This window comes from Thermosynechococcus sp. (assembly GCF_046299655.1).
In the GTDB taxonomy this organism is placed as follows: domain Bacteria; phylum Cyanobacteriota; class Cyanobacteriia; order Thermosynechococcales; family Thermosynechococcaceae; genus Thermosynechococcus.
This window is the reverse complement of sequence record NZ_JBKBHZ010000003.1, coordinates 90,857-110,688: the sequence shown is the minus strand read 5'-3', so window position 1 is coordinate 110,688 and position 19,832 is coordinate 90,857. Positions and strand designations below refer to the sequence as shown.

Below are 19,832 nucleotides of genomic sequence, written 5' to 3'. Positions count from 1 at the left end.
ACTAGGCTCGCGCCAATCCCAGCGATCGCGCGCATTCCTCCACTGCCTTGGCCACTGCCGGTGCCACCCGTGGATCAAACACGGAGGGAATAATATAGGCTGAGTGCAGTTCCGAGGGACTGACTAAGCGGGCGATCGCCTCTGCTGCGGCAAGAAACATCTCCTCTGTCATGCGGGGTGCCCGACAGGCGAGGGTGCCCTTAAACACTCCCGGAAAAGCCAGCACATTGTTGATTTGATTCGGATAGTCACTGCGTCCAGTGGCCACGACCGCCACTTGGTCATAGATTAGCTCCGGTTGAATTTCGGGAACAGGATTGGCCATGGCAAAAACAATTGCCTGCTTGGCCATACGCTGCACCATTTCCACCGTCAGAACCCCAGGGGCACTCAAGCCAATAAAGACATCGGCATCTTTAAGGGCATCAGCAAGGGTTCCCGTTTGGGGAACGGCAAATTCCCGTTGGGCGGGAGTCAGCTCTGCCTGCACTGAAAGAATGCCACGGCGATTACACAGGATTAAGTCCTTGGCGCCGGCTTTGCGCAGGAGACGAGCCACCGCAATTCCCGCTGCCCCGGCACCGTTAATGACAATGCGCACAGTTTCCAAGGATTTCCCCACCAGCTGCAGGGCATTTTTCAGAGCCGCAAGGGTAACAATGGCGGTGCCGTGCTGGTCATCGTGAAAGACAGGAATATCCAGTTCCGCTTGCAGGCGGGCTTCGATTTCAAAGCAGCGGGGGGCGCTAATATCCTCAAGGTTGATGCCCCCAAAAACGGGGGCAATGTGCTTGACAGTGGCAACGATTTCATCTACATCCTGCGTGCTCAAGCAGATGGGAAAGGCGTCCAGACCGGCAAATTCCTGAAAAAGCATCGCTTTGCCCTCCATGACGGGTAGCGCAGCCGCTGCCCCGATATTGCCTAATCCCAAAACTGCACTGCCATCACTGACAATGGCCACGGTATGGCTTTTGATGGTGAGCTTGTGGACTAATTGCGGATCCTCAGCGATCGCCTGGGAGACCCGCCCCACCCCTGGCGTATAGGCCATGGCCAGATCGTCGTATTCTTGCAAAGGATGCTTGCTTTTGACGGTGATTTTGCCGCCCTCATGGAGCCGAAACGTGCGATCGCTCACCTCGAGCACCGTGGCTTGAGTGTCACACTTGACCGCATTGACAATGGCCTCAGCATGATCGTGGCTAGCAGCCACCACCACCAGTTCCCGCAGAATTTTATTGGCGGTTTTCTCGATGAGGGTGATGGAACCCACTTGCCCTTGTTGCCTACCAATGACTTGAAGTACAGTGCCTAATTCTGCTGGATCGAAAGAGGTTTCTAATCGCAGCGTCAGACTATAGGCAGGCGTCGGGGTGAGCTTAACCATTCGGACTTAACCAAAAGTTAACGGCAAAAGGTACCGTTTGATGATAGCACCTTTGCCTAGCTTCCTGGCTGGGTGGCAATGGGTAGTGGCTCGGCTTTACAGGCAGCCAAGAGAGCGCGATCGCTGGCGCTAATACGGCGCAGACTATAAAAGCTCAATAAGTCAATTTCTGCTGGATAGGGTTCCTCTTCATAGGCGGGCAAAACGGTCACTTGCAGCTGGCGATCGCCTACAGTACCCCGAAAACAATCAAAGGAGGAATTGGGCATGTAAAAAGCCCCATAAACCTTGTGATCTTTGACTTCAAAGACAATATAGCTATGACCCACCTGTTGGGGTTGGGGCGATTCCCCAAGGAGATACAGACCATTGGCCAATGGAAATTGATTCTGTCGTGCCAAGAGCGGTTGAGCGATCGCCAGCCCATTGGTCAACCCAAGAGTAACAACTCCCAATACAACTGAAAGTGACCGAGCTAAACATGCCAACGAAATCATTCTATTTCCCTACCTGAAACGCAAAGTGCTCTCAACCAGCGTTTTGAAGCGTCAACCGTGGCAAAAGGCGGTCTCGTTACGCTGATACTCTGATCCTGACAGGTGAATAGCCATTTTTCATTGAATCTATGCCAGTAGTGACACAGGCACAAATTGACCCCTAAAGGGGATAGTCCTTGTTTTCATTCATTTAAGTTTTCATTTAAGTTTTCATTTAATCCACTTCCCCGAAGGAAAGCAGGAGCATTGTCAATATAGCCTTTCTCGGAGTAGATTGTAACCTCCTGTCCTGAGGGATCCCTTTCGCGGCGGGTGAAATTATTTTCTACAAGGTTACTGAAAACGCTCAAGTTCTCTCCTAGAGCGATTCCGACGGGTTCTACAAGAGAATGGGCTTAGGCGATTGGTCGAATCTGTTGGCCTTGACTCGAACCCTGTGCAGAGGGCTGTAGGTGATATCAAGGGAAATTAATTTCTTTTTAACTTATTTATATTTTGGGACTGATAGAAAACGTTAATTTTCTTTGCAAGGTGTTGGGTTCTGTAGCCTAGATCGCATGGGTAAGGGGAAGCGAGAGGCTATGATGATTCTCAAATTGCTTCTGAGTTCGGGTTATGACACTGTACATCGGCAACCTCTCCTATGAGGCCACTGAAAACGATCTTCGCGAAGTTTTTGAAAAATATGGCGCTATTCGCCGGATTGTGTTGCCGGTGGATCGCGAGACGGGCAAGCGGCGCGGCTTTGCTTTTGTCGAATTGGTGGATGAAACCCAAGAAGCCGTGGCCATTGATGATCTTGACGGTGCAACATGGCTAGGACGGATGCTCAAGGTCAACAAGGCGAAGCCAAAACAAGCGGGAGGGCAGTCAAACTCTGCCTTCTAAGGGCATACTGGTAAGGAAGTGTTATTCTTCCTGCTATGCCTCGACGTTCACCCTCTCCACCGCGTCCTCAAACCCGTCGGTCTCCCCAACCAGAATCGAAGCCAGCCCTGAATACCCGCACTTTAGCGGTGTTAGGAGGGGTCTTTATTATTGGTGTGGGGGTGGGGGTCACCTTTAGCAAAACCACGACCCTGAACCCTGATAATGTGGCCTCAACGCAGTTTATTGATCAGGCGGCGCCCAATCCCGATATCTGTGTGCAATTTGGTGCGAGCGCGATCGCGGTGGATACGCGGATTTTTGTCACCTTTAACCCCTTTTCGGTCTTTGTGTCTCAACCCTCTATGCAACCAGGCTGTGTACTGCGCGCCAATAACGTTGCCCTTTTAGAGCAGCGCCAACTGGTGACGGGTGAACAATTGCGCAGTTGTCGGCAGCGGCTGAATACCTTTGGCTATGTGGGCAACCTTGAAGGCAAACCTGAAATAAGCTGCGTTTATCAGAGTACAACCGATAAAAACCTGTTTCTGAAACTCTCCGGCTTGGGTAATGGTGCTGCGGGTGAAACCGGTAATTTCTAGGGCGTAAGAATGAAGGCATTGAAATGGCCACGGCTTCAGTGGCGTCCTCATCGGAGTGTACGACGCTTGGGGGCAGCCTTTCTTTTGGCGGGGGAGGTAACCTTTCATCTGCTGCGGGGACGGATTAGCCTGCGCAACTCGATTGAGCAAATGGCGTTGGTAGGCCCTGCTTCCCTCAGTGTTGCCTTAGTTACGGCAGCTTTTGTAGGCATGGTGTTTACGATTCAGGTCGCCCGTGAATTTATTGCCTTTGGTGCTACCTCTGCCGTGGGTGGGGTGCTGGCGATCGCCCTAGTGCGAGAACTCGGTCCTGTACTGACAGCAGTGGTCTTGGCTGGACGCGTTGGCTCCGCCTTTGCGGCGGAAATTGGCACCATGCAAGTGACGGAGCAAATTGATGCCCTCTACATGTTGGGCACAGATCCCGTGGATTATCTGGTGGTGCCACGGTTTGTTGCCTGTGTGCTGATGTTGCCTATTCTCAATCTGTTGGCATTGGTGACGGGACTGTGGGGCGGCCTGATGATTGCCGATTTTCTTTACGGCATTCCCCGTGGGGTCTATATTGAGTCCATTCAGAACTTTTTGCAGCCTTGGGATGTGTGGAGTTCAATTATTAAATCGGGCATTTTTGGCGGTGTGGTGGCTATTATTGGCTGCAATTGGGGCATGACAACCACGGGGGGCGCCAAGGGGGTGGGTCAATCTACCACGGCGGCGGTGGTGATTTCCCTATTAGCCATCTTTATTCTCAACTTTTTCCTGTCTTGGGCACTCTTTGGCGGCAGTAGTAGTTTGGTGCCGGTGCTTTAATCCTTTAAGAGGTCAGGTTGTGGAACTGCGGGCGGGTCAAGGCTGGCGAGTGGGCTGGCGCAAGGATCAATTCTATGCGGGGCTGGTAGGTGCTGAGGATTGGGCAACAGAACTCACCCGTGAAGAGTTCAAGGCATTTGTGGATTTATTTTGTCAACTCCACGAGCAACTTCAGGCGATCGCCCCCGAATTAATGGTAGAGGAAATGATTACCCTCACTGGCCGCAACGATGCTGTGCACTTGGAATTAGAAGGCTATCCCCATACCTATAGCCTGCATCTAATTGTGTTGGGCGATCGCCGCGTTGAGGGGACATGGCCTGCCCCGGTGCCCCCAGACTTTCTCCTTGCCTGCTGTGAGTTGCAGCACAGGATTGCGGAGGGGCAAAGTTTAGAATAAAAGACATCCTTCTCGGTTGCGATCGCCCCTATGACCTCTGCCAAATCCTCAAAGGTCAGCCCCGCTTTGGCGGCACTGGTCAACACCGTTAAACAACTGCAACAGCAAGAGCAAATTGGCGGACTTATTGCTCCTTTGGTGAGCTTTGCCCAAGAAACCCTCGGCATGTCCTTTGTCTGGCTGGGGCTGTACAATGACGCCACCAAACAACTCATTGGCCAAGGGGGAACCACACCCCTTGGTGATCATCCCGTTCTCAAGCAGAAACTGACCCTTGCCCCCGGTAGCCTTCTCGATCAGGTGTTGATGAACCGGAAGCCCATTAGTTTGCCCAGTCTCAAAGAGGAAGCACGTCTAGCAGAGTTGCGGGAAGCGGCCACCCGTTTGGGGATTCAAGGCACGGCCATCTATCCCATTATTCGTCATCGTCAACCCCTCGGCATTCTCATGATCGGTTCCACCACATGGGGCGATACCCTGCGGGGGGATGATTTGGCTCACATGAGCCTCTTGGTGAGTGCCCTTGGCGCAGAACTGGAAGGCCTGACAGCCGCCCAAGCCACCAAAACAACGAAAACGGCGCCGGAAGGAAAGCAAGCGGCTGCTCCCACAATTACCAGTGATGACCCTGTACGCCATCTGCTGCAAGAGGCCAGTCGTGCCCCTAGCTTGGGTCAACGCATTGAAGCCCTGTTGCTGGCAGTACACCAATTCTGTCAACCTCAACGTACCAGCCTCTTTTGGCGAGATTTGGAGCAACCCCTCTATCGGCGGCGCAGTTACACCGTTGGCAAATCCCAGAGTCGCGAGAGCCAGCGGCAACCCTTAGCGATTACACAGCAGGAGTTAGCGGGTTGCTACACTGCCCTTGCCAGCGGCCAAACCGTGAGTGTCAGTGATAGTCAAAGTGTGGTCAGTGCCACTGCCCCCTTACGGCTGATGCAAATGCTGAATTGCCGCGCCCTTGTGGCAACGCCGATTCTGGTGGGCACGGACGTAGTGGGCTTTCTCACATTGGAGCGCAATGAGCCTTACCCTTGGAATGACACCGAGAAGAAACTCCTCCAAGTCACCGCACAACTGCTGGCCTTGGCTGCCCCCACTGAACGCCTCGAGCACCTCTTGGCGCAGACCCAGCGCGCCCAAAGCTTGGTGAGTGAGTTGGCTCAAGCCATCTGTGATGAGCAGGACTGGAAGCAGGTGCTTCACCATGCGGGCGAAAAGTTAGCCGCGGATTTAGGGGTACAGTGGGTCTTTTTGCTAGCCTATAACGCGCTGACCCAAGCCTTTGATGTCCTATTCCAGTATCCAGCCCCCCGCGGGCGCGATCGCCATCCGCCCTTCCCGCCACTACAAAAAATGGATTGGCAGCTCTTGGAAACGGCGACAACCGCCATTGCCCTTGAGGACTACAGCCATGAACTGCGCCTCTACTCTTGGAAAGAGGTTCTCGGCAAGCTGAATCTCCAGTCCCTCCTCGTGGCAACCACCACCCCCGGCCATGCTTTGGAGGCTCTGCTGTTGGTGGGGCGCACTGAACCCACAACTTGGGGCAAAAGTCAGCAAACCCTCGTGCAGGAGGTGGCGCGCACCCTTGGCCTGATTAGCCATCAGTGGCAATTGCAAAAGACGAATACGCAGCAGGAGCAGGTGCGATCGGCGATGTTGACGGGTCTGGCGGCACTGCAACGCACCCAAAACCTCGAGCGCATTGAACTGACGGGCTTGCAGCAGATCATGAATTTGATGCAGGTGCCCCTTGTGGCCTTAGTGACGTGGCGACCCGGTCAGACGGTTGGCTCGATTGTGGCACCGCCTCCTGGCCATCCCAAATTTGCCATTCGCAACGAGGCTGAGATTGCCATCTATGAGGATCCGCTGCTCCACAGTGCCCTGATGGCTTCCCAAGCTGATGTCACCAGCAATCCCTACGCTTGGTTGATTCAGACCACGGCAGCAGAACTAGATCCGCGTACCCGCGAGTGGCTGTCAGGGCCAGACATTGGCCAAATTTTGGCGATCGCCCTGCGCACAGACCCAGAATACGAACCTTCCGGCGTACTGATTGTGGCCGATCATCGCGATCGCCAGTGGTCAACCTTGCACCTAGAGGCCTTCATTACCCTTGTGAACCAGCTAGCTTGGGCGCACCGCAGTACCGCCCTCCTACAGAGGCTCATCCAAGGTTTTCAGACCTTAGAAGTGCTGAACTGGTACAAGCACCGTCGCCTTGAACAGGTCTATAGCCAACTCGCAGGTCTGTGCAATCAGTTGACGCAATGGGTTCAGCAGCACCCTGAGGCAGATCCCCTGCTGCGGCGCTTAGGCACGCTCCTGCCAACCCAGTTGGAATCCCTGCATCCCCTCTTGAGCCATGAGGTATGGCAACTGGACAAAGCCACCGACACAGCGGGTTTAGCGGTAGTCCTTAAGCGAGTGATAGATCGCATCGAAAATTGGAAGCAGCGCAAACAACTGTGGATTCAAGTGCAAAATCAACCTGTCCTTACCCTCAATGGCGACATTAGCAAGCTGGAGTTAATCCTCTACGAATTGCTTCTTTTTGCCTGCCAGCGATCGCCCTCCCAAGGTCGCATTGATCTCTGGTGCCAGCAAATTGAACAGCGGAGTCAAGGGGGCAAAATACAGTCTTGGCTGGAACTTTCCATCACTGACGATGGGGAAGTAGAGCCGCAGCTTTTGATTCAACTGCGCCAGTTGAACCATCCCGACTGGTTGGCACCTTCTCCCCTTGATGAGCCGCCGGGTCGTCACCTGCGAGTCTGCTTTAACCTCTGTCAGCGTTTTGGTTACCATCTCGATATGTATCGGCTGGAGGATGGTCGCTTCTTGAGCCGTCTCCTGCTGCCGATGAACCAAGAGAGCAGCGGTACCTTTGAACTCCACACCACTCAACCCCGCCAATGACCCCTAGCACGATCGCCCTTCTCGGCTACCCCAATACTGGTAAATCCACATTTTTCAATCGCATTGCCGCCGCCCGTGCCCATGTGGGCAACTGGCCAGGGATTACGGTGGACTTCGCCGAAGCTGAGATTTCCCTCAATGGTGAGAGGGTTAAACTGGTGGATTTGCCGGGCATCTACGATCTGGCGGGAACGGCGGCTGATGAAACAATTGTGCGTGAGTTTTTCCAGCGGGTGCCGCTGCGGCTGGTGTTGGTCATTCTCAATGCCAGTCAGATTCAGCATCAATTGCGCTTAGCACTTCAGGTAAAGGCTTGGGGACTCCCCATGGTGGTGCTCCTAAATATGGCCGATGAAGCGCGGCAACTGAGGATTCAAATTGATACCAAGCAATTGAGCGATCGCCTTGGGGTGCCTGTAGTTGCTTTAAGTGCCAAGTATGGTGGCGGCTATTGGGAGGCCTACGAAACAATTTGCCATGCCCTCAAGGAAGCACCGATTCCCCAAACCCCTCTCTTCAAGCCAACGTTGCCAGAAATTGATGCGGGGGCGATCGCCCCCCTCCTAGCGGGCGCTGTAACTTTCCCCAGTCGTCCTGTGCGCCGACTAACGGAGCAGTTGGATCACTGGCTGCTCCATCCCCTGTGGGGACTGCCCCTTTTTTTTGCGGGGCTATACCTTGTCTTTCAGGTGGTGTGGGTGCTGGGTCTGGGGGTTCAAGGCTGGCTCAGTGATACCTTTGAGGCTTTTCAGGGACAAGTACTGGAGCCATTCCTCGCGGGGCTGCCCCCCTTGCTCAGCAGTTTGCTGATTGAGGGTCTCTATGGCGGTATTACCACAGTGGCAGCCTTTGTGCCCTTAGTTACCATCTTCTTTATGGTGATGGCCATTGTTGAGGACAGTGGTTACCTTGCCCGTGCCGCCTACCTCATGGATGGCTTGATGGCACGCTTGGGTTTGGATGGCCGCAGTTTTGTCCTCAGCTTGATGGGCTTTGGCTGCAATGTCCCCGCCCTGATGGCTACCCGCATTATTCGCTCGCCGGGGCTACGGCTGCTGACAATGTTGATCATTCCCTTTTCCCTTTGTTCAGCGCGGCTACAGGTGTTTGTGTTTCTCATTGCCTGTTTGTTTCCACCGCAGTGGGGGGCAGCCGTCCTGCTGTCTCTCTATGGCTGGAGTATTCTGGCGGCCTTGCTCACTGCCCTCTGTTTTAAGGGCTATTTTCCGAACACCGATCCCTTTTTGCTGGAGTTGCCCCCCTATCGCTGGCCAACGGGGCGACAGGTGTTTCTGCGAGCGTGGGGTGAGGTGCGGCATTTTCTCTCGCGAGCCACGGGCTTTATTATGATGGGTATTTTGGTGGTGTGGGCCTTGACCCATTTACCTCTGAATACAACGCCGTCAAGTCCAGAGACCTGGGCGGGTCAACTGGGGACAGCTCTACAGCCGCTTTTGGCACCGGTAGGCATTACACCGACCCTGACGATCGCCCTCATTGTCGGCTTTGTCGCTAAGGAAATTGTGATTGGCGCCTTGGCAGTTATCTATCACCTTTCGGGTACCGCGCTACAGCAGGCGATCGCCCAAGATTTGACGCCCTTGCAGGCCTACAGCTTTATGCTGTTTACTCTCCTGTACACCCCCTGCTTGAGCACCCTTGCCACCCTCTGGAGTGAATCAAAGCGCGGTTGGTTTACGATTTTTGCCAACCTCTATGCGTTGGTGATGGCATGGGTAGTGAGTGGCAGCCTCTATCAACTGGGGCACTGGTTGGGATGGGGCTAATGACCACCCTTTGCGGCATTGGTGTAGGCCCCGGCGATCCTGAACTCATTACCCTCAAAGGTTGGCGACGCCTCCAGCAAGCAAGGGTGATTGCCTTTCCTGCGGGACTACAGGGACGGCGCGGCATTGCTGAGGAGATTATTTCCCCCTACAAAGAACCGCAGCAAATTTATCTCCCCCTTGAATTCCCCTATGTTTTTGAAGCAGATGTCCTAGAACAGGCGTGGCAAAAGGCGGCAGTGCAGGTCTATCAATACCTTACTCAGGGCATTGATGTGGTCTTTGTGTCCGAAGGGGATGTCAGTTTCTACAGTACGTTTTCCTACTTGGCGGCAGCCGTTCAGAGCCTTGACCCCCAGATTGTAATTGAGGTGATTCCGGGAGTTTGCTCGCCCTTGGCAGCAGCGGCTAGTTTAGGGGTGCCCCTCACCTTGGGGAGCGATCGCCTAGCCATCATACCCGCCATGTACCACGGGGATGACCTCGCACGGGTGTGGGGATGGGCGGAGGTGGTGGTTTGCATGAAGGTGCGATCAGTCTATGGCGAGGTCTGGTATTGGCTGAAGGAACAAAAGCTCTTGGAACAGGCGGCAGTGGTGAGCTGGGCAACAACGCCAAAACAGCAAATCTACACCCCTCTGACGAACTATCCAGAGTTAACCTTGCCCTACTTTTCGCTGCTCATTGTTTGGAAGCGGCGCCCCATCTTGCAGAACTTCTGGAGTGCCTAAGTCAATCCTATATGTCCGCTCAAATAGTCCTGTAACTGTTGGGCATGGTCGTGGGCTAAATCCCCTAGGGGCAACTCATTGAGGGGAAAGGTTCGTACTGCACGCACTTCCTTGACATCCAAAACCTGCGGCTCACCGGCAACGCGGGCGGCAATCGCGATGCACACGGCATGGACACGGGGATCTCGCTGCGGATGAGAGTAAACTCCCACCAGCCCTTCAAAGCTCTTGAGACGCAGCCCTGTTTCCTCCGCCAGTTCGCGGGCGCCCGTATCGAGAATGGTTTCGCCCCAATCCATCATGCCGCCGGGGAGCGACCATTGACCTGTATCGCGGCGCTGCACTAGAATCAGGCGATCGCCCGCCGTCAGGGCAATCACCGACACCGCCACAAACGGATGTCGCCAGACCCGTTTTAGGAAAAAACGGACGAGTCGCCAACACCAGTTCACCCTTGCAGCCGCTCCAGATCCGCTAGCACTTGCACCACATGGGCCTCGGGCTTGACGCGCCGATAAATGGCCGCAATTTTGCCCGTGGGGTCAATGAGAAACGTATCGCGGTAAACCCCAAGGTATTCCTTGCCCATGAACTTTTTGGGACCATAGCTGCCATAGGCTTGGGCCACGCTGGTGTCCTCATCTGCCAGCAAACGAAAGGGTAAGTTGAGCTTTTGCTGAAATTTGGCGTGGGAGGCAACACTATCGGGGCTAATGCCGAGGATCACGACGTTGCGATCGCCCAAAGTGGCACTGACATCCCGATAGGCACAGGCTTCTTTGGTACAGCCAGGGGTATTGTCACGGGGGTAAAAGTAGAGAATCACCCACTGGCCTTGAAAGTCGCTCAAGCGCACAGGCTGACCCGTGGCGTCTGGCAATTCAAAAGGGGGGGCGATCGCCCCAACGATTAGGGACATTTTTGAGCCATTCCCAATGGTTGGTCATTTCTATCTTCTCCCAGTTTGATGCCTACTGCGGTGGCGCTCCCCATCAAAAAAATTTCTCTCTGGGTACAAGCTGTGGATAAAATTGTCCCTGCCACGTAAAATACCAACCTCCAAGGCGCACTAGAGGAGATAGGGGAGGATGCCACCACATTCACCTCAGTGGAAGACAGCTTGAATGGCTGCAAGAGTCTCTGGCGCAGAGGAGGTCATGATCTACTCCGATTCGAGGCGGCGTAACCACTCGCGATCAATGGCTTCCGATTGGGCAAGTTCCTGTTCCACTAAATCCTGATCGGAGCGATAGATGACATCCTGTTCACGGATTTGCCGCTGCTGGGCATAGGTTTGAGCCGCCCGTAATTTGGCACGCAACTGCGGTGTGGGATTGGCCAAGATATTGGCGTAGTGGTAACGGCGGGCATTGCGATCGCGAATGCGTTGATTTTGCCACAGTAACCAGTAGTACCGCCCCAAGGGAATGGCCAAAAAGCCAATACCATAGCCGAGCAAGATCCAAAAGATTGAGGCCACAAAAGCCACCAGCCCCCCCAGTTCTTGGGCGATCGCCCCATCTCCCAACAGGTACCCCAGCATCAAGGCACCAATGAGATTGACACAGCCCAAGCCAATGGCCACCATAATTTGCCAAGTGGGCGCCCGACTAAAACGCCAGCGGTACTCTTCCAAGATGGGGGGAAGCGTCTGTCGTTGATCTTTGCGAGTTTGCGCCGTCGTTTGTAACTCAGGAAAGCGATAGATAATCTGCCCAGTGTCGGTGACTTCGGGGCGACCATTAAAGTGGGTGAGCACGGGCAGCATATACCATTCATCGTCGCCCGGATCGGTTTCTAAATCGAGATAGGGAGCAATCTGTTCTGCCGTAACCGCGCCGCCATTATTGCGGATCACTTGGCCAATCAGTTGCCAGCGGCGTTCTTCAAGGTCAGCATTGGGATTGCCATCGCCAAAGAGAAAGGAATAGACCCCCTCAAAGAAATTCATTTCCTCACTATCGTCTCGCCCACGGGGTTGCGATTGCCGCGGGGAGGGATCGCCAAAGAAATACCAAACGTCCGGAAAGACCCAAAAATGGATGCCACCGCTCCCCCAAGAGCCGCCTTGGCTGCGATCATCACTATCTCGCCCTTGACTGGAAAGGGCAATCAAAATAATCGCGATCGCCAGAAAAATCAGAACTATCGAAACAATGAGAAAAATGCCAAAGGAAATGCGAATCAGATAGAAAACAACACTCCAAACCCGCTGTGCCACCGCCCGCAGCCGCAGTTGCCAGTATTTTGCTTGCAGGATACTGCGAAAATTTCTCGGGAAGACGTAGGCAATATCACCACTTTCCGCTACTTGCAGCGTGCCCCCGACATCAGCCGCCAAGGCCATTAATCCCTTTTCAGCGGTTTGTAGCGGCAGTCCCACCGTACCCGCCACATCCCCTGCGGTGACCCGGTACCCCAGCGTTTCTACAGCTTGCATCAGGCGGCGATCCACCATCATGTTTGCCTCCCTATTTGGCAAAAGGCCTCCTCTCTCACCCTAACGCTTTCCGAGAGGTCTTAGCGAGACAAAAAAGAACCCACCCCATGGGCAGGTTCGGCGCACGGATCAGTCTGAGAAAGAGGGGTAATTAGCCCACAGCTTCAAAATAGACTTTGGATTTGACGGGGTCGGGGTTCATGGTTTTATCCCCTGGCTTCCAGCCAGCGGGGCAGACTTCGTCGGGGTGAGCTTGGACGTATTGAATGGCTTGCAGCACCCGCAGGGTTTCATCAACGTTACGGCCAAAGGCCAAGTTATTGATTGTGGCGTGTTGGATAATTCCTTCTTTATCAATGATGAAGAGACCGCGCAGCGCCACCCCTTCCTCGGTTAACACGTTGTAGGCAGTGCTGATTTCTTTTTTCAGGTCAGACACCAAGGGATATTTGAGATCGCCGACACCGCCAGCTTTGCGATCGGTTTGAATCCAGGCTAGGTGGGAAAACTGGCTATCCACGGACACGCCAAGGATTTCAGTATTCAGTTTGGCAAATTCGTCGTAGCGATCGCTAAAGGCAACAATTTCTGTAGGGCAGACAAAGGTGAAGTCTAGGGGGTAGAAGAAGAGAACAACGTACTTACCGCGATAGTCCGAGAGCTTGACGGTTTTGAACTCTTGGTCATAAACAGCAACCGCTTCAAAATCCGGGGCAGGTTGGCCAACGCGCAGACAGTCAGACATAAGAAACCTCATCCTCCTAACTACGACAGGTTGAACAAGGCTGTTCACATTTTTTAACAGCTACGTTTACTATATCATACTCATAACGGTTTTGATTATGAAGTAGCCGAGTGCTGCCACCGTCGCTCAAGGAAGCGGGAGAGGCGGGAGAGGGGAAAACAGAGGGCAAAGTAGAACATCGCACCCAAAACATAGACAAAGAGCTTCCGCTGCGCATCCGTAATGGGATTAGCAAAGGTGCTCGTCATGTTTTGGAGTTCAGGCACGCCAATCACCACTAAGAGGGCGCAGTCCTGCATCAGCGTAATAAAGTTGTTGGTAAAGGGGGGCAAGATAATCAACAGGGCCTGCGGCAGAACAATGCGCCATAGAGTTTGCCGACCTGACAGACCCAAGCTGAGGCTGGCTTCCGTTTGTCCCTTGGGAATCCCCTCTAGGCCACTGCGAAAGACTTCACTCAAGTAGGCGCCATAGTTAAAGCCTAAGCCAAGAATGCCGTAGAAAATGTAGTTAAACAGGGGCGACACCAAGCGGTTGCTTTGCAACACAGTCATGACATCAAAGGCAATTTGCCGAGGATCAAACCCCCACCGACTCAAGAGACCACCAATGCCAAAGCCCCATACCAGCAGTTGCACCAGTGTCGGGGTACCGCGCACAAATTCAATGTAAACCGTGCTGAGCCAGCGCAAAGGAGAGAAAGGGTGCAGCCGTGCCCAGGTGGCGATCGCCCCCAAGATCACCGCCAAGAGCAAACTAAAGACGGAGATTAGAAACGTTGTCATTGCTGCCTGAAGGAGAAACGGCGCGTACAGTAGCAACGTCTCACGAAAGGAATAAAGGTAGCCACAAAAGGCAAGAATACCCAGTCCTAAGCACACCAAAAAGATGCCATTGAGCCATTTTGCCCAAGGGGGAATAAAGGGTGCTACTTGCTGCATTCTCAGAAAACCGTCATTTTTGTCAGGATGATGATACCATCTCCTTTTTTAGGGAAGCATTCGCCACAGCACCACAGGCAAAATAGGCGAGGAATTCCTGATTGCCCGCAGGCCCCAAAATGGGTGAGGGAGTCACACCATAGCACTGCCAGCCCAAAGCTTTGGCGGCTGCAATCACCTGATCCACGGCTTCTTGACGTGCCTTAGCATCGCGCACCACACCATTTTTGCCGAGGCGATCGCGCCCCACTTCAAACTGCGGCTTAATGAGGGCAATCAGTTCTCGCGGCGGCAGCAGTAATTCCCAGAGGGCAGGCAAGACTTTCGTCAGGGAAATAAAAGAGACATCCACTACCCCCAGATCCGGGCGGGGCGCATCATCAGTGTAGAGATCAGCAGGGGTGAGATAGCGCAGGTTGGTGCGCTCGCGCAAAATCACACGCGGGTCTTGGCGTAGCTTCCAATCTACTTGGCCATAGCCCACATCAATCCCATAGACCAATTTGGCGCCTGCTTGCAGCAGACAGTCCGTAAAGCCCCCCGTGGAAATACCGCCATCTAAACACACGCGATCGCGCACCACCACGGGAAAGACGCCGAGGGCATGGGCAAGTTTTTCACCCCCCCGCGAAACATAGATAGATTTCGCCTTGACCTGAATCGTGGCATCTACCGCCACCAGCGTACCCGGCTTATCAATGGGGACATGGTTCACCTGCACTTCCCCAGCGCGAATCCAGCGTTGTGCCTGTTGGCGGCTCTCACACAGGTGCCGCGCCACAAGTAGAGTATCTAAGCGTTGCTTGCGGGGACTCATTGATCTTTTGGTGCTTTCTGCAGGGGGGCAAAGGTAAACAGCTGGTTGACCTCAAGGGCAAGACCCTGCACAGTGGCTTGGGCAAAGAGGGTGGTTTTACTCTGCCACAGGGGCAAAAAGGCCACGGCCTCGGCATTGAGTTCCTGAAGCTGACGCAATAGCGCCCCACGGCGTTGGGAATCGGCCTCACGGCGACTAGCGGCAATCAGTGCGTTGGCCTTAGAACTGTAAAAGAAGGATCCCCACGCCGCACTGGCACCACTTTCACAGCCTGTTTCCACAGAACCGCGATCGCAACTCAGGAAGGGTTCAAGGTAGTTATCGGCATCGTAAAAGTCACCATACCAGTCGAGGAGCACCAAGGGATAGGCACCACTTTCTAAATTGCGGTAGATCGTGGCGGAGTCGGCACTGTCCAATTGCACCTGAACGCGATCGCCCAAATCCCGCTCTAGTGAAGCTTTAAGAACTGTTGCCGCCAACACATTACTGGGGACATTGGCACGGTACCAAAGATTGACCACCAAGGGCTGCTCTGGTGAAATGGTCGTGTTCTGCAACCAGTGGTCTATTTGGCCCGAATCCCCACCCCCATAGCGATCGCGAAAGACGGGTTCGCTCACAGGAAATAAGCTCGGCACCAAGGAGTACAGGGGTTCGGCCTCCCCCAAAAAGACCCGTTCCGCGAGGCGTTGACGATTGATACTGGCCGCCAAAACCTGCCGCGCTGCCAGTTGATCCCAAGGGGGTTGGCGCAAATTGATACTGAGGACGGTCACAGCGTTGCCTGCCCCCGTAATCACCTGCCAGTGCTTTGTTGCCGCTTGAGCCTTGAGGGCACGAATTTGATTGGGATCGAGCGCACCGATCGCCACATCAACAGCCCCCATGCGGAAGGCATTGTAGAGATTGGCACTACTGGAGAAAATTTGTATGCGAATCCCAGCATTTTTGGGTTTGGTGCCCCAATAGTCGGCAAAGGGTTCAAGGCGTACCCCATCTGTAGCGTAGGCGGCTAAACGGTAAGGGCCGGTGCCCACAAATTGTGTCGGCAAAAAGCGATCGCCCGCTGCGCCATAAGCCGTGGGAGAAACAGCACACAAACCACTAAAGGCCAACAAATGGGGAAAGGCCACAAAGGGTTCCTTGAGGTGAATTTCCAGCAAATCCTCCGCGATTGCTCTAATTTCCTTCACTCGTCCCGCTAAAAGGGAAGCAGGCTGGCCACCACTCTTCATAAACCGCTCAAGGGAAAAAGCCATCGCCGCTGCATTAAATGGCGTCCCATCGTGGAAGTAAACCCCCTGCCGCAGGGGAATACGGTAGGTGAGGCCATCCTCGCTCACTTCGGGTAGAGCCGTGGCCAGTTGGGGAACGAGGTTTGTGCCTTCGTAGGTGTAGAGGCGATCGCCTAAATTCAACAGCAGCAGTCCCGCCAAATTTTCGTAAGCATCCGCGGGGTCTAGGGTGCGCAGGCGAGCCGTGGTGCCAATGACAATACTGTCATCCCCCTGGCGAGGCACATCACCGCCACAGGCCACCAGTAGCAGGCCCAACAACAGTACAAGACATCCCCACAGTAGCCGTCGTGCCACGGACACACCCGCTCGGTACATCATCCACTAGAATAAAGGGCGAGCGATGGGACTCGAACCCACGAATGGTGGAACCACAATCCACTGCCTTAACCACTTGGCTACGCTCGCCATGTTTCCTGAGCTAGTCTTCTAGCATAGCATAGAGAACTCTTCCATGAAAGTGCCTCTCCTTTCCCAAGTCATGGCACGCCCTCTCTGGTGGGGCGGTGGCGCCTTCTTGCTCTTGGGGATTATTACGGCCTGTCTCACCAATCCCACCCCTGCCGACTATCAACACCGTGCCGCAGCAGAAATAAACACCTTTCTTTTGACTCAGGTGTGCCCAGAGATCATCAACCGCGATAGCGCGATCGCCATGGTAGCTTTGGAAGTCTGCGATCAACTGGAATCCCGCCCAGCAGAAGCCATTGAACGCTACATCGCCTACAACACCCAAGCCTATAACCTTGGCGTGGCCACCCTCTTTGTCACCGAACTGCCAATTCAAACCGTCTGGAGCCTTGGCCTGTTTGGTCAAATTATTCCGCTAACGCTATAAAGCTCCCTCTGCTCTAGCAGCAGGTGAATCGCTTCCAATTCCCCCTGCAATGGTGGAGCAAAGAAGGGCTGTGCCAAGATATATGAACGAGGAGTAATTACCATGATTGGGAAGACCCTTGGCGGGCGCTATAAACTCATTCGAGTCTTGGGGGCAGGGAACTTTGGCCAAACCTTTCTGGCGGAGGATATTCATCGCCCCTTTCGTGCCAAGTGTGTAGTTAAGTACCTACGCCCCGCCCGTACCGATGTGGCCTTTCTCCCTTTGGCGCGATCGCTCTTTCAGCGGGAGGCACAAATCCTAGAGCGCTTGGGTAGTCACGCGCAAATCCCCCGCCTCCTTGCCTACTTTGAGGAAGACAACGAGTTTTACCTTGTTCAGGACTTTATCGAGGGTCAAGTCCTACGGCAGGAGTTGTTGCCGGGCTATGCGTGGTCAGAAGCACGGGTGATTGAGCTACTCCAAGATGCCCTTGGCATTCTCAGCTTTGTGCATCAGTGTGGGGTCATCCACCGCGATATCAAACCCGATAACTTGATTCGTCGCCAATCGGATCACCGCTTGGTACTCATTGATTTTGGGGCGGTGAAGGAGATGGGGGTCTCCATTGGTGGCGGTACCTTGGTGGGAGAGACAAATCCGCAGACGATCGCCATTGGCACTCCGGGGTATATGGCTCCAGAGCAAGCCCAAGGTCGTCCGCGTCCGGCCAGCGATCTCTATTCCTTGGGGATGGTGGCGGTACAGGCATTGACGGGATTGAGTCCCCTGCAACTGACCCAAGACCCCTACGGCTGTTGGTGTTGGCAAGCCGCTGAACCAGTCAGCGATCGCCTAGTGCAGTTTGTCAATAAGCTGATTCATCCTTCCCCCTACGAACGCTTCGCCACGGCTGCCGAGGCCCTTGCCAGCCTGCAACAGGTGGAAGTGCCCAAGTCCTTTTGGGTTCGCCTTGGTAAATTGCTAAAAACCCCTGTCCAAGACCTCTGGCGATCGCCAAAGGCGAGTGAGAAGGCTTCTACACTGCCCCCCAGTCCGCTGCCTCCCGTTGCCACGCAGCCGCCGCAAACCACCGCCCCCAAGCCAGTGTCCTCTCCCCCGCCCGCCACCGCCGCCCTTCCCCGCCAAGGTCGCTATGTGTTTATTAGTCACTCCAGTGACGGCACCGATTTGCAATTGGCCAGTGCGCTCCAAGAGGTGTTGCAAAAGGCGGGGCACCAACCCTTTATGGCCAGCCAAAGTATCCGCCTAGGGGAGGCATGGGCACAGCGGATTGACCAGGAACTCAAACAGTGTGATTTCTTTGTTCTGTTGCTGTCGCAAACGGCGGCTCAAAGTGAAATGGTGCTCGAGGAAGTCCGCACGGTCAAACAGTTGCAAGCGCAACGGAGCGATCGCCGTCCCTTTATCTTGCCTGTGCGGGTCAATTTTCCGCTGGATATGCCCTTGAACTATGAGTTGCGCGGCTACCTGCATCGCCTCCAACAGCGCTTCTGGCGATCGCCAGCGGACACCGACGCCCTGCTGCAGGAGATTCTCGACTTGGTGAATGCGACCACTGCCCCTGTGGCCACTAGTAGCGATGCAGCTCAAGAAACGATTGCTGAACCTGCTCAAACGGACACATTGGTAAGGAATGGTGCGCCCCTTCCCGTGGCGGAGCCAGAACTTCCCGAAGGGCAAGTGGAAGTGGCCTCAGCGTTTTATATTGAGCGACCCCCCATTGAGCAACGCTGTCGCGAAACCCTCCTGCAGCCCGGCTCCCTGATTCGCATCAAAGCCCCCCGCCAAATGGGCAAAACTTCGCTCATGGCACGGCTGCTCTACCGCGCGACCCAAGAAGGCTATGGCACGGTTCCCCTCAGTTTCCAACTGGCGGATGCCCAAGTCTTCAGTGATTTGGAAAAACTACTGCGCTGGGTCTGTGCCAGTGTCGGGCGGCGCTTAGGGCTAGAAAACCGCCTCAATGAGTATTGGGATGACATCTTTGGCAGTAAATATAACTGCACCGCCTATTTTGAGGAGTATCTTTTACCCAATTGCCAAAAATCGGGGACACAATTTGAGAGTCGCCCCCTTGTCCTCGGACTCGATGAAGTGGATCGGGTATTTGAATATCCGGCAGTGGCCAGTGACTTCTTTGGCCTGTTGCGGGCATGGCATGAAGAGGGCAAAAACCGCGATATTTGGCGCAACCTCCGTCTGATTGTGGTTCATGGCACTGAAGTCTACATTCCCCTCGACATTAACCAATCCCCCTTTAATGTTGGCTTAGCCGTTGATCTGCCGGAATTTAATTCAGAACAAATTGCTGAGTTGTGCCGCCTCCACGGCCTGAATCTTTCAGAGGGGCAGCTCCAAGACCTGCAGCACTTGGTGGGAGGTCATCCCTACCTCATCCGCTTGAGCCTCTATCATCTTGCCCGCCAAGACCTAACATGGCAGGAGCTAATGGCCAATGCAGCCTCAGAAACAGGGTTATATCGCGATCACCTGCGACGCCAGTGGTGGCATCTCCAGCAGCAAGCAGATCTCGTGCCTGCCTTTAGGGAAGTTCTGCAAGCGGACAACGGCAGTGTGGTGGATAGCACCGTTGGCTTTAAGCTCCACAGTTTGGGACTGATTACACTGGAGGGAAATCTGGCTCGGGTGCGCTGTGATCTTTACCGTCGCTATTTTGGCGATCGCCTGCATTAGTTGCCCGAAGGATCAGCAGCACAGAGAACGGTTGTGTGAGC

At 54.3% G+C, this 19,832-nt stretch carries 18 protein-coding genes and 1 tRNA gene; 9 read left to right on the top strand and 10 right to left on the bottom strand.

Annotation, left to right across the window (positions count from 1 at the left end; all coding sequences use genetic code 11):
- Position 1: 1 nt before the first annotated feature.
- Together ACK4HN_RS03415 and ACK4HN_RS03410 are read right to left on the bottom strand one after the other, a co-directional pair.
- Entirely contained in the window at positions 2 to 1,390 is a 1,389-nt protein-coding gene (locus ACK4HN_RS03415; protein ID WP_409877227.1) for an NAD-dependent malic enzyme, read from the bottom strand.
- Between the two features lie 56 nt (positions 1,391 to 1,446).
- Complete coding sequence (locus tag ACK4HN_RS03410; RefSeq protein ID WP_409877226.1) at positions 1,447 to 1,824, bottom strand: hypothetical protein; 378 nt, start codon at positions 1,822 to 1,824, stop codon at positions 1,447 to 1,449.
- Positions 1,825 to 2,502: 678 nt separating this feature from the next.
- Between ACK4HN_RS03410 and ACK4HN_RS03405 the strand changes: the two genes are divergently transcribed.
- Genes ACK4HN_RS03405 through ACK4HN_RS03375 form a run of 7 tightly spaced genes read left to right on the top strand, consistent with a single transcriptional unit; the run spans position 2,503 to position 10,015 of the window.
- Positions 2,503 to 2,775, top strand: a complete 273-nt coding sequence (locus ACK4HN_RS03405; protein WP_409877225.1) for an RNA recognition motif domain-containing protein — start codon at positions 2,503 to 2,505, stop codon at positions 2,773 to 2,775.
- A gap of 35 nt (positions 2,776 to 2,810) precedes the next feature.
- Entirely contained in the window at positions 2,811 to 3,356 is a 546-nt protein-coding gene (locus ACK4HN_RS03400) for a DUF3172 domain-containing protein (protein ID WP_409877223.1), read from the top strand.
- 9 nt (positions 3,357 to 3,365) lie between these two features.
- Positions 3,366 to 4,169, top strand: a complete 804-nt coding sequence (locus tag ACK4HN_RS03395; protein WP_409868655.1) for an MlaE family lipid ABC transporter permease subunit — start codon at positions 3,366 to 3,368, stop codon at positions 4,167 to 4,169.
- 19 nt (positions 4,170 to 4,188) lie between these two features.
- On the top strand, positions 4,189 to 4,569 hold the full coding sequence (locus ACK4HN_RS03390) for a DUF1818 family protein (RefSeq protein ID WP_409868656.1): 381 nt from the start codon (positions 4,189 to 4,191) through the stop codon (positions 4,567 to 4,569).
- A 30-nt stretch (positions 4,570 to 4,599) separates the two neighbouring features.
- Entirely contained in the window at positions 4,600 to 7,497 is a 2,898-nt protein-coding gene (locus ACK4HN_RS03385) for a GAF domain-containing protein (RefSeq protein ID WP_409868657.1), read from the top strand.
- A complete protein-coding gene (feoB, locus tag ACK4HN_RS03380; protein ID WP_409877222.1) occupies positions 7,494 to 9,284 on the top strand; it encodes a ferrous iron transport protein B in 1,791 nt (596 codons plus the stop codon). Before ACK4HN_RS03385 ends, feoB begins: the two co-directional genes overlap by 4 nt.
- A complete protein-coding gene (locus ACK4HN_RS03375) occupies positions 9,284 to 10,015 on the top strand; it encodes a precorrin-2 C(20)-methyltransferase (protein WP_409868659.1) in 732 nt (243 codons plus the stop codon). Before feoB ends, ACK4HN_RS03375 begins: the two co-directional genes overlap by 1 nt.
- On the opposite strand, the gene ACK4HN_RS03370 is transcribed toward ACK4HN_RS03375, so the two are convergent.
- The 8 genes from ACK4HN_RS03370 to ACK4HN_RS03335 form a co-directional block, all read right to left on the bottom strand.
- On the bottom strand, positions 10,012 to 10,467 hold the full coding sequence (locus ACK4HN_RS03370) for an NUDIX domain-containing protein (protein WP_409868660.1): 456 nt from the start codon (positions 10,465 to 10,467) through the stop codon (positions 10,012 to 10,014). The genes ACK4HN_RS03375 and ACK4HN_RS03370 overlap by 4 nt on opposite strands.
- Positions 10,464 to 10,934, bottom strand: coding sequence for a thioredoxin-dependent thiol peroxidase (bcp, locus tag ACK4HN_RS03365; protein ID WP_409868661.1), 471 nt, complete (start codon positions 10,932 to 10,934; stop codon positions 10,464 to 10,466). The genes ACK4HN_RS03370 and bcp overlap by 4 nt, the downstream gene beginning before the upstream one ends.
- 243 nt (positions 10,935 to 11,177) lie before the next feature.
- Positions 11,178 to 12,476, bottom strand: coding sequence for a hypothetical protein (locus ACK4HN_RS03360; protein WP_409877221.1), 1,299 nt, complete (start codon positions 12,474 to 12,476; stop codon positions 11,178 to 11,180).
- A 130-nt stretch (positions 12,477 to 12,606) separates the two neighbouring features.
- Complete coding sequence (locus ACK4HN_RS03355) at positions 12,607 to 13,200, bottom strand: peroxiredoxin (RefSeq protein WP_409854032.1); 594 nt, start codon at positions 13,198 to 13,200, stop codon at positions 12,607 to 12,609.
- Between the two features lie 95 nt (positions 13,201 to 13,295).
- Positions 13,296 to 14,141 (bottom strand): amino acid ABC transporter permease, encoded by an 846-nt coding sequence (locus tag ACK4HN_RS03350; protein WP_409868663.1) that lies wholly within the window; start codon positions 14,139 to 14,141, stop codon positions 13,296 to 13,298.
- A gap of 22 nt (positions 14,142 to 14,163) precedes the next feature.
- Complete coding sequence (locus tag ACK4HN_RS03345) at positions 14,164 to 14,958, bottom strand: TlyA family RNA methyltransferase (RefSeq protein WP_409868664.1); 795 nt, start codon at positions 14,956 to 14,958, stop codon at positions 14,164 to 14,166.
- Positions 14,955 to 16,577, bottom strand: a complete 1,623-nt coding sequence (locus ACK4HN_RS03340; protein ID WP_409868665.1) for an ABC transporter substrate-binding protein — start codon at positions 16,575 to 16,577, stop codon at positions 14,955 to 14,957. The genes ACK4HN_RS03345 and ACK4HN_RS03340 overlap by 4 nt, the downstream gene beginning before the upstream one ends.
- 14 nt (positions 16,578 to 16,591) lie before the next feature.
- Positions 16,592 to 16,664 (bottom strand) — tRNA-His (locus tag ACK4HN_RS03335).
- A gap of 46 nt (positions 16,665 to 16,710) precedes the next feature.
- On the opposite strand from ACK4HN_RS03335, the gene ACK4HN_RS03330 reads away from it, so the two are divergent.
- Both ACK4HN_RS03330 and ACK4HN_RS03325 read left to right on the top strand, forming a co-directional pair.
- Complete coding sequence (locus ACK4HN_RS03330; protein WP_409877220.1) at positions 16,711 to 17,094, top strand: DUF4359 domain-containing protein; 384 nt, start codon at positions 16,711 to 16,713, stop codon at positions 17,092 to 17,094.
- Between the two features lie 102 nt (positions 17,095 to 17,196).
- Positions 17,197 to 19,791: an AAA-like domain-containing protein gene (locus ACK4HN_RS03325; RefSeq protein ID WP_409868669.1), complete on the top strand. Its 2,595-nt coding sequence runs from the start codon at positions 17,197 to 17,199 to the stop codon at positions 19,789 to 19,791.
- The last annotated feature ends 41 nt before the right edge of the window (positions 19,792 to 19,832 follow it).